Annotated in this window: 8 protein-coding genes and 1 pseudogene; 4 read left to right on the top strand and 5 right to left on the bottom strand. The window is 74.4% G+C overall.

Annotated features, from left to right (window positions below; translation table 11 throughout):
* The 3 genes and pseudogenes from GTW43_RS03510 to GTW43_RS03500 all read right to left on the bottom strand — a co-directional run.
* A pseudogene (locus GTW43_RS03510) lies at positions 1-866 on the bottom strand (tetratricopeptide repeat protein); the annotation flags it as partial.
* A 109-nt stretch (positions 867-975) separates the two neighbouring features.
* Entirely contained in the window at positions 976-2037 is a 1062-nt protein-coding gene (locus tag GTW43_RS03505) for a helix-turn-helix domain-containing protein (protein ID WP_161300135.1), read from the bottom strand.
* Positions 2038-2117: 80 nt separating this feature from the next.
* Positions 2118-5342: an AAA family ATPase gene (locus GTW43_RS03500; RefSeq protein ID WP_237536375.1), complete on the bottom strand. Its 3225-nt coding sequence runs from the start codon at positions 5340-5342 to the stop codon at positions 2118-2120.
* Between the two features lie 628 nt (positions 5343-5970).
* On the opposite strand from GTW43_RS03500, the gene GTW43_RS03495 reads away from it, so the two are divergent.
* The 4 genes from GTW43_RS03495 to GTW43_RS03480 all read left to right on the top strand — a co-directional run bounded on the left by GTW43_RS03495 (position 5971) and on the right by GTW43_RS03480 (position 10909).
* Positions 5971-7392: an MFS transporter gene (locus tag GTW43_RS03495; protein WP_161300134.1), complete on the top strand. Its 1422-nt coding sequence runs from the start codon at positions 5971-5973 to the stop codon at positions 7390-7392.
* A gap of 145 nt (positions 7393-7537) precedes the next feature.
* Positions 7538-8737, top strand: a complete 1200-nt coding sequence (gene lhgO, locus GTW43_RS03490) for an L-2-hydroxyglutarate oxidase (protein ID WP_343245884.1) — start codon at positions 7538-7540, stop codon at positions 8735-8737.
* Between the two features lie 53 nt (positions 8738-8790).
* Positions 8791-9555 carry a tRNA (guanosine(46)-N7)-methyltransferase TrmB gene (trmB, locus tag GTW43_RS03485; RefSeq protein WP_343245883.1) on the top strand — a complete coding sequence of 255 codons (765 nt, stop codon included), beginning with the start codon at positions 8791-8793 and terminating at the stop codon, positions 9553-9555.
* A 58-nt stretch (positions 9556-9613) separates the two neighbouring features.
* Complete coding sequence (locus GTW43_RS03480; protein ID WP_161300132.1) at positions 9614-10909, top strand: PrsW family intramembrane metalloprotease; 1296 nt, start codon at positions 9614-9616, stop codon at positions 10907-10909.
* Between the two features lie 26 nt (positions 10910-10935).
* Here GTW43_RS03480 and GTW43_RS03475 read toward each other — a convergent pair whose 3' ends face one another.
* Positions 10936-11880, bottom strand: a complete 945-nt coding sequence (locus GTW43_RS03475; RefSeq protein ID WP_161300131.1) for an aldo/keto reductase — start codon at positions 11878-11880, stop codon at positions 10936-10938.
* A 158-nt stretch (positions 11881-12038) separates the two neighbouring features.
* The gene (locus GTW43_RS03470) at positions 12039-13103 is read right to left on the bottom strand and encodes a M23 family metallopeptidase (protein WP_161300130.1); all 1065 of its coding nucleotides are present in this window, start codon (positions 13101-13103) and stop codon (positions 12039-12041) included.
* Positions 13104-13137 lie beyond the last annotated feature (34 nt).

Below are 13137 nucleotides of genomic sequence, written 5' to 3'. Positions count from 1 at the left end.
TGCAGAGCGTAGGGGTGTCCGGCGCACCGGTCGAGCACGGCGGGCAGCGTGGCCCGGGCGGCGGCGACGGCGGCCTTCCCGGCGACGCCCGTCAGGACCCGCCGCGCGTCCCGGGGCGGCAGCGGTCCCAGCGGCAGGTGCACGGCGCCGAGCCCGGCGAACCGTTCGCGGGCCACGACGACGGTGCACACCCCGGGCCCGGGGACGACGAGCGGGCGCACCTGGGCGGTGGACGTCACGTGGTCGAGGACGACGAGCACCCGCCGCTCCCCGAGGAGTCCGCGCAGCGCGTCGACACGGTCGGCTGCCGCGGGCGGTATCCGGTCGTCGGGCGTCCCGATCCGGCGCAGCAGCCGGGCCGCCGTCTCGCCGGGTGTCGCGCCGCGCACGTCGGCGTAGAGCTGTCCGTCGGGGAAGCGGTCGGCGCGCCGCCATCCCCAGTGGAGGACGGCCGCGGTGGTGCCGATGCCCTCGGGGCCGTGCAGCTGGACGGTGCGGGGGCGCCCCCGGAAGGGCCGGGCGGACTCCTCGTCGAGGCCGCGCAGGATCTCGCGCCGGTCGGTGAAGACGTACGGCGCGGACGGCAGCCGGGGCGGTGCACCGGCCGGCCAGTCGGGCGGCCCCGGCAGTCCGCGGGTCAACTGGAGGAACTGGGCGAGGAGTTCGGGACGGTCGGCACATGCGGCGACGATCGAGGCGGCGAGGTCCTGTCGCTCCGTGGCCGTGGCGGGCGCGGCGACCTCGCGTCCGGTGATGCGCCGCACCAGTGCGCCTGCGGTCTCCCACAGCTGTTTGCCCGCTTCGTTGGCCGTGCCGGAGCCGACGGCGACGAGCACCCCCAGGACGGCCGAGACCGGTTCCACCATGAGCCCACTCCCCCAGTTGCCGAGCGAACCGGCAGCCCTGCTGCGGCTGACGGATGATCAACTCTAAGGTGCGGGAGGGGTTCTGCGCAGGGGTGCCGGGCGGCGGCGGTCAGAACTGCTGCGCCGGCCAGTCCAGGAGGCGTGCCCCGATCACGGCCGTCTGCAGCGTGTACCGGTGGACCGGGTCCGCGGGGTCGGCGCCGGTCAGCTGGTGGATGCGGGCGAGCCGGTAGGTGAACGCGCGGACGCTGAGGGAGAGGCGGCGGGCCGCCTCGGCGGCGACGCAGCCGGTGTCGAAGTAGACGGCGAGCGTCTCGATCAGGGGCCGGGCGCCGCCGCGGGCCTGCTGGAGCGGACCGAGCGCGTTCAGCACGAGGTCGGCCATGGCCTGCCGGTCGCGGGTGAGGACCGGGTAGACGAGGAGGTCGGCGGCGCGCAGGACCGGTTCGTCGAGTTCGAGGCGGACGGCGAGGTCGAGGGCGCCCAGGGCCTCTTCGTAGGACTGGACGACGCCGCCGGGTCCGGACTGCGGGCGGCCGATGGCGACCCGGCCGCCGTCGGTGGCGGCGTGCGCCTGCTTGGCGAAGTGCGCGAGGACCTCGTCCTGGTCACCGGGCGCGATGCACACGAGACGGCCGTCCTTGGTGGTCAGCAGGACGTTCCGGTCGCCGAACCGGGCGGTCAGGGCCCGCTCCACGTCGCGCGGGGCGCTGTCGCCCTCGTCGTAGGACCGCTCGCCCTGGGCCACGGCGACGGCGTGCGCGAAGGAGAGCCGGAGCCCGAAGCGTTCGGCGCGCTCGGCGAGCAGGCCGAGGTCGCTGCGCCCGTGCAGCAGGTCGTCGATGAACTCGCGGCGGGCCGCCTCCTCGCGGCGCACGGCGAGCCGCTGGGCCCGCTCGTACCCTTCGGCGAAGGCGTCGACGCCCTGCTCGACGGCGGTGAGCACGCCGTCGAGGGTGGCGGCGCGGTCGTAGGTGTGGGCGCGGGCCGCCGCGAGGTGGACGCCGACGAGGGTGCGCAGGCCGTGTCCGGCCTCGGCGGCGCGCTCGCCGAGGGCGCGCCGGGAGTCGAGCTCGTCGCGGGTCAGCCTGCGGCCGGTCGTGGAGGCCTCGGCGACGATGCGCACGAAGCCGTCCAGGAATTCGGCCGGTATGCCCCGCTCCGCCGCCATATGTACCCCCACCTCGCTGGTCTCGCCCCAGGCCCTTTGTAGCGCAGAGTGCGGCGAGGTCCCCCATCGGGGCGGTGCGTTCACCGCGGGGGCGCGGTGGAGGCGCGCGTGATGGCGGACTCGACGGCGGCGACCCGGTCGGCGAGCAGTCCGAGCGCGGCCACGGCACGCACCAGCGGATCGGTGTCGGGACCGCCCAGGGTGCGGGCCCGGACGTGCCCGGCCCTGATCTCGTCCCAGCGGGCGCTCTGCCGGGCGTCGAGCGTGCCGCGCAGCTCGGCGAGCTTGAGCAGGTTGGCCTCCGCGCCCGTGGTGAGGGTCTGGGCCTCGCTCGCGTAGTGGTCGTCGACGACGGCGGCGAGCTCGGCGTCGTTCATCGCGGGATCGATCCGCGCGGCGATCTTGTTCATGTCGCGGTACGAGCCCTGCAGCCGGAAGGGCGGTTCGGTGCGGGTCGCCGGGTCCTGGGCGGCGGACGCGATGTAGGCGGCGTTCACGGCGAGGACGGTGCCGCGGGCGGCGAGCAGATGGCGCAGCACCGTGACGATGCGCTCGCGCTCGGCGGCCGGGTAGGCGTGCACGAGCCGGTCGGGCCGGGCGGTGGGGTCGCCCGCGGCGAGCCGGACGAGCAGGTCGAGGTCGGCGCGGTCCCGGCCGGCGAGCGGGGCGAGGTGCGGGTTGGCGGTGAGCGCGTTCTCGACGAAGGAGGTGGCGAAGGCCTCCTCCTTGCCGGTCAGGACGTCGCCGAGGTTCCACACGTCGGCGCGGTTGGCGAGCATGTCGGGGATGCGGAAGCGGGCACCGGACTCGGTGTAGGGGTTGCCGGCCATGCAGACCACGAAGCGCTTGCCGCGCAGGTCGTAGGTGCGGGACCGGCCGTTCCAGACGCCCTCCATGCGGCGCTGGGCGTCGCACAGGGAGATGAACTTCTGCAGCAGTTCGGGCGAGGTGTGCTGGATGTCGTCGAGGTGGAGCAGGACGTTGTTGCCCGCCTCCAGGGCGAAGTTGATCTTCTCGACCTCCTGGCGGGCCGCGGCGTTCGGCGCCTCGGCCGGGTCGAGGGAGGTGACACCGTGGCCGAGCGCGGGCCCGTTGACCTTCACGAGGATCATCCCGAGCCGGTCGGCGACGTACTCCATGAGCGTCGTCTTGCCGTAGCCGGGCGGCGAGACGAGCAGCAGCAGGCCGCCCGCGCTGCCGAGCTGGGCGGCGAGGTTGTCGCCGATCAGCGGCAGGTAGACCTCGTCGATCAGCCGGCTGCGCACGAACGTCGACAGGACGCGCGGGCGGTGCTCGTCCAGCCGCAGCCGGTCTCGCTCGACGGCGGCGAGGCGTGTGCGCAGCTTCTGGTAGGCGCGGTAGCCGGGGACGGTCGCGGTGCGGAACTGCCGGGTTCGGGACAGGAGTTCGTCGAGCCGGACCGTGAGGGCGCGGCCCTGGACGCGCGGATGGGTGCCGAGCAGTCCGGTGACGGTGGCGGTGAGGTCGGCGGACTCGTCGTAGCGCGCGAGGTCCGGGCAGAGTTCGACGGCGACGGCCTCGGGCAGATCGGCGGCGCTCTCCCCCGCCGGGTCCGCGGACGCGGCGTACGCCGCGAGCCAGGCCTCGACGATCTGGCGCCGGGACGCGATGTCGGGCAGCCCGCGCAGGTCCTCCTCGTAGGCCGGACCGTCCACCGTGCGGCGGAACTTGTCGAGGAAGGTGCGCACGCGGGTCGCGGTGACGAAACCGTCGGGCGCGCAGCTCAGCTCGTCGAAGAGATAGCGCGCCGCGTCCGCGTCGCCGCCCATGCGCGCGGCGAGCTCCGCGCGGAAGTCGTCGACGGCAGGGGCGAGCCCGAAGGTGTCGCGGGCGCGGGCGAGCGAGCGGGCGCGGCGGGTGAGCGGCTCCCGCTCCTCCCGGGGCACCTCGTGCGCCCAGAACATCTGCGCGGCGGCGCGGGCCGCGGGCGGGTGGCGCAGCAGTCCGGCCCCGGCGTGCAGGCGCAGCAGCGCGGTGAGGATCGCGGTGGCGTCGTGGTCGTGGACGCCGCGCTCGTACCCCTCGTCGTACGCGTCCTCGGCGGCGCGGCGCACGAGCGCGGCGAGGTCGTCGGTGGCGGCGAGGGCGTCGGCGCCGTGCTCGTCGAGCAGGCGGGCGGCGAGGTGTTCGGCCCGGTAGACGCCCGCGGTCTCGGAGGCGAGGCGCGCGCGGTGCCGGGCGGCGGTCACGAGGGCGGCGCTGGGCTCGTCCGTGAGGGGCCCGTCCAACTCGGCGTAGGGCAGGGTCTCCTCGCCGCCCGCGACGACGACGTGGTGCAGGCGCGGGTTGGCGGCGAGGACGCCGGCGCGCTCCAGTTCGGCCTCGTGGTGGGCGGGCGCGGAGGTGAGGTCGTTGAAGGTGACCGCGAGCAGGCGCTCGCCCGCGCCGGTGCCGTGCCCGAGGACGGTGCCGGGCAGTCCGGGCAGTCCGGCCGCGAGCAGTGCGAGGGTGCCGGAGGCGGGACCGCCGGAGAGGTCGGCGCCGATGCCGGGCACGGGCATCCCGCGCGCGGCGCGCCGCTCGGCGGGCCCCATGCCGGGTACGGGACCGGGGTCGAGGTCGGTGCCGGGCACGTGCCGGGGTGCGGCGAGCCGGGTGCGTACGGCGTCCACGAGGGCGTCCCGTACGCCGTCCACGGCGTCGGCGGGGTCGGTGGGGGTGGCGGCGACGGCGAGGGAGGCGACGGGTTCGTAGCCGGCGATCTCGCGGGATCCGGCGCGCAGCACGAGCGCGTGTCCGGGCGGGATGCGGCGCACGCCCTCGTAGGGGGTCGAGTCGTGCAGCGCCTCGGGCACGTCGGGGGCGGCGAGGAGCGCGGCGAGGTGTCCGACGTCGAGGTTGGCCTCGATGAGGTCGGCGAGGGGGAGGGCTGCGGTGGCGTAGGCGGTGCCGCCGGCCCAGGGGGTGTGGAAGACGGGCCGGGCGCCCGCGAGGTCACCGAGGACGGTGACGCGGCGGCCGGCCCGGACGACGGCCGTGTAGCTGCCGGGCCAGGCGGTCAGGTGGCGCAGGGCGCCGCCGCGGGCGGCGAACAGGCCGACGCGCAGCTGCTCGTCGGTGGCGCCGCAGACGCCGAGGACCGCGATCCGGGTCTGGTCGTCGACCTTCACGATGCGTACTTCGTCGGGGCGCCAGTCACCGACCGCCCACAGGGGATCCGGGTCTCCCCACAGGAGTTGGGACCCCACCGGGTGGACCGTCTCGCCGTCCGTCCCGGTCGCTCCGGCGGAACCGGGGGCGAGGGGCCCGGCGGCGGTACTGCTCCACCCCACCAACCACCGCATCGCCGCCTCCACACGCTGTGGACATCCAAGGGATCCCCATGCTGCCACGAAGGAGGCGTCCTGGAGGACGCATGAAGGGAGCGGAAAATGGCGTGTGCTCCCCCGGATGCGCCCCTTTTGAGCGGTCGTTGAACCGTGGTACTACCCACGCAGCACGGAACGACAACGGCACAACAACGGTGAGATTCGGCCAAATCGGCGCGGGTTGGCCGGAGCCGGCCGACCCGCTTCGGCCACAGCGCGCAACGCGCAGTCCGGGAGGCGCAGTTCGCCTCCCGGACCGTTCCACCGCCCGCGGGGATGAAGGCGGCGGTGTCCCCCAGCCCGCTGGATCCAGTACAGCGGGCCGACCCACGCAGGTCCCATGGAAGCGCTCCCCCGGGGGACGGCCAAGAGCGCACGTGTGGGCGCACGGCACCACGGGCGGAGCACACGGTCACACGGCGTGGCCTGCGCCGTACTTCAGTACGGACAACAATCCCGCCATCTGGAACCACCGCCCTTAACGCTTGGGAGGCGGCGAACTACGCTGGGTGTACGAATGCCGCGCGGTTATGCCAGGCCGAGTCGGGCCGTCTTCTCGGCGTAGCCGCCAGGCGCGGCAGCCGTCTGTGTCGAGGGGTGACGCATGTCCAGGGAGCAACGCGGGCCGAACGAGAAACTCGGCGCCGTTCTCGCCCTCGCGGGAATCAGCAACGCCGGACTGGCGCGCCGGGTCAACGATCTGGGGTCGCAGCGCGGACTGACGCTGCGCTACGACAAGACGTCCGTGGCGCGCTGGGTGTCGAAGGGCATGGTGCCGCAGGGCGCCGCCCCGCACCTCATCGCGGCCGCGATCGGCCAGAAGCTGGGCCGGCCTGTGCCGTTGCACGAGATCGGCCTGGCGGACGCGGACCCCGCGCCCGAGGTGGGGCTCGCCTTCCCGCGGGACGTGCGGGCGGCGGTGCGGTCGGCGACGGAGCTGTACCGCCTCGATCTGGCGGGCCGCCGCGCGGGCGGTGGCGGGATCTGGCAGTCGCTCGCCGGGTCCTTCGCGGTGAGCGCGTACGCCACACCGGCCTCGCGATGGCTGATAACCCCGGCCGACTCGTCGGTCGCGCGCGAGGCGCACGGTGCCGAGGAGGGCGCACCGCAGAAGGTCGGCCACAGTGACGTGCAGAAGCTGCGCGAGGCCGCACAGGACGCACGCCGCTGGGACTCCAAGTACGGCGGCGGGGACTGGCGTTCGTCGATGGTGCCCGAGTGCCTGCGGGTGGAGGCGGCACCGCTGCTGCTCGGCTCGTACTCGGACGACGTGGGCCGCTCCCTGTTCGGCGCCGCGGCCGAACTGACGCGCCTAGCCGGGTGGATGGCGTTCGACACGGGTCAGCAGGAGGCGGCGCAGCGGTACTACATCCAGGCGCTGCGGCTCGCGCGGGCCGCGGCCGACGTCCCGCTCGGCGGCTACGTGCTCGCCTCGATGTCGCTGCAGGCGACGTACCGCGGCTTCGGCGACGAGGGCGTCGACCTGGCGCAGGCGGCGCTGGAGCGGAACAAGAGCCTGGCGACCGCCCGCACGATGAGCTTCTTCCGGCTCGTCGAGGCGCGCGCGCACGCGCGTACCGGTGACGCGCAGGCGGCCGGCGCCTCGCTCAAGGCCGCCGAGGGCTGGCTGGAGCGCTCCCGCGACGGTGACAACGATCCGTCGTGGCTGGGCTTCTACTCGTACGACCGTTTCGCGGCGGACGCGGCCGAGTGCTACCGGGACCTGAAGGCGCCGCGTCAGGTGCGCCGGTTCACGGAGCAGGCGCTGTCGCGGCCCACGGAGGAGTTCGTGCGCTCGCACGGGCTGCGCCTGGTGGTGTCGGCGGTCGCCGAGCTGGAGTCGGGGAACCTGGACGCGGCGTGCGAGCAGGGCACACGGGCGCTCGAGGTCGCGGGCCGCATCTCGTCCGCGCGCACCACGGAGTACGTGAAGGACCTGCTGCACCGTCTGGAGCCGTACGGCGACGAGCCGAGAGTCGTGGAACTACGGGAACGGGCGCGCCCCCTCCTGATGGCTCCGGCGTAGCCCCCGGCCCGGGTCCTCACCTCCGTGTCCCGGGGCCGGGCGGGACCCACGGACCTGTCGGCGCTGTCGGCGGGTCGGGACTGGTCGGTGGCGTCGGGACTGTCAGTGGCGTCGGGCAAGATGCAGGGCGTGGAGGTGAGGCCTGGTGGGGACGGCTGTGCTGGACGGGGACGTGCTGGTGGTCGGCGGCGGGATCGTCGGGCTGTCCACCGCGTATGCCGTCTCCCGGGCCGCGCCGGGCACCCGCGTCGTCGTCCTGGAGAAGGAGCCGGGCCCGGCCCGCCACCAGACGGGGCGCAACAGCGGGGTGATCCACAGCGGGATCTACTACCGCCCGGGCTCGCTCAAGGCGCGGTTCGCGGTGCGCGGGGCGGCCGAGATGGTCACGTTCTGCGCGGAGTACGGGATCGCGCACGAGGTCACCGGCAAGCTGATCGTCGCCACCGAGCGGGACGAGCTGCCGCGGCTGCACGCACTGGTCCAGCGCGGCCGGGAGAACGGGATCGCGGTGCGCGAGCTCGGCCCGGTCCAGATCCAGGAGTACGAGCCGCAGGTGCGCGGCCTGGCGGCGATCCACGTGGGCACGACGGGGATCGCGGACTACCGGGCGGTCGCGGAGCGGCTCGCCGAAGTGTCCGGCGCCGAGGTCCGCTACGGGGCGGAGGTCGTGCAGGTCGACCGGCGCCCGGGGCGCGGGGTCGCGGTGCGCACGCGCGCGGGGGACGTGGTGCGGGCGCGGGTCCTGGTGAACTGCGCGGGGCTGCACTGCGACGAGGTGGCGCGGCTGACGGGGGACGACCCGGGCATGCGGATCGTGCCGTTCCGGGGTGAGTACTTCGAGCTGGCCCGGCCCGAGCTGGTGCGGGGGCTGGTCTATCCGGTGCCGGACCCGGCGTTCCCGTTCCTCGGGGTGCATCTGACGCGGGGCGTCGACGGAGGCGTCCACGTGGGACCCAACGCGGTCCCGGCGCTGGCCCGCGAGGGCTACGGATGGGGCGTGGTGCGGCCGCGGGACCTGGCCGGGACGCTCGGCTGGCCCGGGTCCTGGCACCTGGCGCGGCAGCACTGGCGGTACGGGGCCGGGGAGGTGCTGCGGTCCGCGTCCCGGGGGGCGTTCGCGCGGGCGGTGCGGAGGCTGGTACCGGCCGTCGACGGGGCGGATCTGGTGCCTGCGGAGGCGGGGGTGCGGGCGCAGGCCGTGCTGCGGGACGGGACGCTGGTGGACGACTTCCTCATCCGCGAGGGGCCGCGCGCGGTCCACGTGCTGAACGCGCCGTCACCCGCGGCGACAGCCGCCCTCCCCATCGGCCGCCACATCGCCACCCGGGCCCTGGCCGCCCTGTGACGGTCGCGTACCCGGCGCCGAGGGGGCGCGCGGTACGTAAAATCGGGGGCATTGTGTCTGAGTCGCCTGAGAATCACGTCCCCGCCCGCCCGAACGAGCCCCGCTTCCCGGACGGCCCCCGCCCGGACCCCGCCGGCTCCCACTTCGAGCGCCGCATCCGCAGCTTCCAGCCCCGCCGCAGCAGGGTCACCACCGCCCAGGCCGACGCCCTGCAGCGCCTGTGGCCCCAGTGGGGCCTGGACATCGACGGCCGGCAGACGCTCGACCTGCCCGCGCTGTTCCCCGGCGTGGAGCGGATCGTCCTGGAGATCGGCTTCGGCATGGGCGAGGCCACGGCCCAGATGGCCGCGGACGATCCGACGACGGGCATCCTCGCGGTCGACGTGCACACCCCGGGCCAGGGCAACCTGCTGAACCTGGCGGACCGCGGCGGCATGAAGAACGTCCGGGTGGCGAACGGCGACGCGATCATCCTGCTGCGCGCCATGCTCCCGGACGACAGCCTGGACGGGCTGCGCGTGTACTTCCCCGACCCGTGGCCCAAGAAGCGGCACAACAAGCGGCGCCTGATCCAGCCCGACTTCCTGTCCCTGGTCGCCGGCCCGCTCAGGCCGGGCGCGATCGTGCACTGCGCGACGGACTGGGAGGACTACGCGGAGCAGATGCTCGAGGTCCTCACGGCGCACCCCGACTACGAGAACACGGTGCCCGGCGGCGGCTACGCCCCGCGCCCCGCGTTCCGCCCCCTGACCCGCTTCGAGGGCAAGGGCCTGGACAAGAGCCACGTCGTGCACGACCTGCTGTTCCGACGCCGCTGAGCTGCGGGGGAACCCGGGCCCCGTCGCGGCACCCGGCATCCCTCGTTAGGGTCAATCCGTGGCCCACTACCCCACGTATCCGCCTCAGCAGGATCACGCCCTCGGCACGCCGCCGAGCGGCGCGGTCCCGCATCCGCGCTGGTGGGAGCGGAAGGGGGTGCAGGCCACGGCGCTCGCCGCGCTGCTGGCGCTGTCGGGCGCGGTGATCCTGGCGCTGGTGCGGGAGCAGACCGGCACCGAGGGCTTCCTCGTGGGGCTCGGTCTGGCCGTGCTGCCGGTGCCGCTGCTGATAGCCGCGTTCCGCTGGCTGGACCGGGTGCGCCCGGGTCCGTGGCGGAACACGGTCTTCGCGTTCGCCTGGGGCGCCTGCGCGGCGGCCCTCATCGCGATCGTCGCCAACAGCTTCGCGACCCGCTGGATAGAGACGGCGACGGCCGACCCGTCGAGCGCCGACACGCTCGGCGCCACCGTGATCGCCCCGGTGGTCGAGGAGTCGGCGAAGGCGGCGGCGGTGCTCCTCGTCTTCCTGTTCCGCAGACGCGACTTCGCCGGGGTCGTGGACGGCATCGTCATCGCAGGCGTCACCGCGACCGGCTTCGCGTTCACCGAGAACATCCTCTATCTGGGCAACGCGTTCGGCACCGACCAGCTCACCGGCACCGGCCCCGGTTTCACGTCGGTGACCGCCGCGACCTTCTTCGTCCGCGTCATCATGTCGCCGTTCGCTCATCCGCTGTTCACGGTGCTGACCGGCATCGGATTCGGCGTCGCCGCCGTCACGGCCCCCGACCGCGGCCGCGCCCGCCGGGTGCTGCTGCCGCTCGCCGGACTGCTGACCGCGATGGGCATGCACGCCTTCTGGAACGGCTCGTCGAACTTCGGCGAGTACGGCTTCTTCGCGGTCTACGCGACGTTCATGGTGCCGGTGTTCGGCCTCGTCACCTGGCTCGCCGTGTTCCTGCGCCAGCGCGAGCTGCGGGCCGTGCGCCAGGAGCTGCCCGCCTATGTCGCGGCGGGCTGGCTGGCCCCGGCCGAGCCGTTCGCTCTCGGCTCGCTCAAGGCGCGCCGCCTGGCCCGCGAGTACGCCGCGCACTTCGGCGGCAGGCAGGCGCTGTCCGCCGTCACGGAGTACGAGGAGTGTGCGACGTCCCTCGCGCTGCTGCGCCGCCGCGGCGAGCGCGGCCGGGCGGGCGCCGACTTCGTCGTACGGGAACGGGAGCTGCTGGACGCGCTGTGGCGGCGGCAGGGCTATGCGCGGGCCGCGCTCGCGTACGGGGCCAGGGCGATCGCGCCGCCCCGGCCCGTCTTCCCCGCGGCTCCGCAGGGCCCGGCGTACCCCCCGTACCGCTGGTGAGCCCGTGCCGCCGGTGAGCGCCGGCCTCAGGCGGAGGCGCGGTCGAGGCGCCGGAGTTCGGCCTCGGTCAGGGTGAGGTCGGCGACGGCGACCAGGGCCGGAAGCTGCTCCACGGTGCGCGCCGAGGCGATCGGGGCGGTCACGGTGGGCTGCGCGGCGAGCCAGGCGAGGGCGACCGTGGCGATCTCGGCGCCGTGCTCCTGGGCGATCTCGTCGAGGGCGGTGAGGACGGCGCGGCCGCGCTCGGTCTCCAGGTGCTTGCCCGCGCCCTGGGCGCGGGGGCTGTCGACGGTGACGCCGGCGCGGTACTTGCCCGTCAGGAACCCGGCGGCGAGCGCGTAGTAGGGCACGGCGCCGAGTCCGGCGCGGGAGGCGACCTGCTCGAGCTCGCCCTCGTAGGTGTCGCGCGAGACGAGGTTGTAGTGGGGCTGGAGGGCGACGTAGCGGGCGAGGCCCTCGCGGTCGGACAGGTCGAGGGACTCCTGGAGGCGGGCCGCGGAGATGTTGGAGGCGGCGATGTGGCGGACCTTGCCGGCCCTGACCAGCTCGTCGAGCGCGCCGATGATCTCCTCGACGGGGACCTCGGTCTTGTCGAAGTGCGTGTAGTAGAGGTCGATGTGGTCGGTGCCCAGGCGCTGCAGCGAGGCGTCCGCGGCGGCCTTGATGTTGGCGGCGGTCAGGCCGGGGAACTTCGGGTGCTGGCTCACCTTGGTGGCGATGACGAGGTCGTCGTGGCGGCCGCGCCCGGCGAGCCACTTGCCGATGACGGTCTCGGACTCACCGCCCTCGTTGCCCTCGACCCAGGCCGAGTAGGAGTCCGCGGTGTCGATGAAGTTGCCGCCGGCTGCGGTGTAGGCGTCGAGGACCGCGAAGGAGGTGGCCTCGTCGGCCGTCCATCCGAAGACGTTGCCGCCGAGGGAGAGAGGGAAGACCTCGAGGTCGGAGGAGCCGAGCATGCGAAGAGAAGTCATGACCGGTCTCAACGCCCGCACGGAATACGGTATTCCATCGGCTGCATGATGCACGCACATGCCGGTGTGCCGCTCGTGCGCCGGGGCATGCCGGGACCGGCAGCCCTGACGTCGGGGGGTTGCCGCCAGGACCGCCGGTGTTCACGGGGAGCCTGGGCTCAGGGGGTGAGGCCCTTGTCGCGCAGCCATGCGGCCGGGTCGACGCCGGTGGCCTGGCCGCCGGGGTGGACCTCGAGGTGGAGGTGGGGCCCCGTCACGTTGCCCGTCGCGCCGATGCGGCCGATGACGTCGCCGGTGCTGACCTTCTGGCCCACGCTCACGTTCAGCGAGGACTGGTGGCAGAACCACAGCTCGGTGCCGTCGTCGAGGGTGAGGACCGTGCGGTATCCGTAGGCACCGGCCCAGCCGGCCTCGGTGACCGTGCCGGAGTGGATCGCGTAGATCGGCGTACCCGTGGACGCCGCGAAGTCGAGGCCCGTGTGGTAGCCGGAGGACCACATGGCGCCGGGCTGCCCGAAGGTGCCGGTCGTCGTGTAGGAGGCGACGGGGAGCCTGTAGCTCTTGGCCAGCTTGGCGAGGCGCTCGGCCTCGGCCTTCGCCCTGGCCTCCTCCTCCGCCTTCTTCTTGGCGGCGGCCTCCTTGGCGTCCGCCTTGTCCTGCGCCGCCTTCTGCTGCGCGGCGGCCTCGGCGGCGGCCTTCTGCGTGGCGGCCTCCTCTGCGGCCTGCTGCTCGGCGGCCTCGGCGGCGTCCTGCTGCGTCTCGGCCTGCGCCAGGATGCGGGCCCGCAGGGCCTCGCCGGCGTCGGCCTGGCCGTCCTCGGCGGACACGGTGGTGAGCGGGGCCGTGGAGGACGCGGGCGCCGTGCCGGCCTCGTCGGAGCCGGTGACCTCGGATATCAGCGAGCCCACGCCCGGCAGGGACTTCGCCTCGGGCAGCGAGTCCTTGACCGCGGACAGGTCGGGCAGGGAGAGCGAGACGGGCGGCTTGCCGCCCTGCGCGGTCGCGATGCCGCCCGCACCGACGGCGGCGATCACGCCGACGCCGAGGACGGTGGAGCTGCGCGCGAGACCGCCGCGCTGGCGCGCGACGCGGTGCCGGCCGCGGACGGGACGGACGGACTCCTCGGTGGGATTCCACTCCTCCCAGTTCTCGCGCTCGGGACCGAAGTCATCGGTTTCGGACGAGCCGTAGGAGAACTCGGGGGCAGGCCGGTTCGACGCCACTGGGGCGCTCTCCTTTCCTTCCTTCTCGCCTACC

It is taken from the genome of Streptomyces sp. SID5785, assembly GCF_009870065.1.
GTDB lineage: Bacteria > Actinomycetota > Actinomycetes > Streptomycetales > Streptomycetaceae > Streptomyces.
The sequence above is the reverse complement of the archived record's forward strand: the minus strand, read 5'-3'. Positions and strand labels throughout refer to the sequence as shown.

Excerpts from the sequence above, each read along its gene's own strand:
- GTW43_RS03505 (WP_161300135.1), bottom strand. The coding sequence starts at position 2,037 with ATGGCGGCGGAGCGGGGCATACCGGCCGAATTCCTGGACGGCTTCGTG.
- GTW43_RS03500 (WP_237536375.1), bottom strand. The coding sequence starts at position 5,342 with ATGCGGTGGTTGGTGGGGTGGAGCAGTACCGCCGCCGGGCCCCTCGCC.
- GTW43_RS03495 (WP_161300134.1), top strand. The coding sequence starts at position 5,971 with ATGTCCAGGGAGCAACGCGGGCCGAACGAGAAACTCGGCGCCGTTCTC.
- GTW43_RS03475 (WP_161300131.1), bottom strand. The coding sequence starts at position 11,880 with ATGACTTCTCTTCGCATGCTCGGCTCCTCCGACCTCGAGGTCTTCCCT.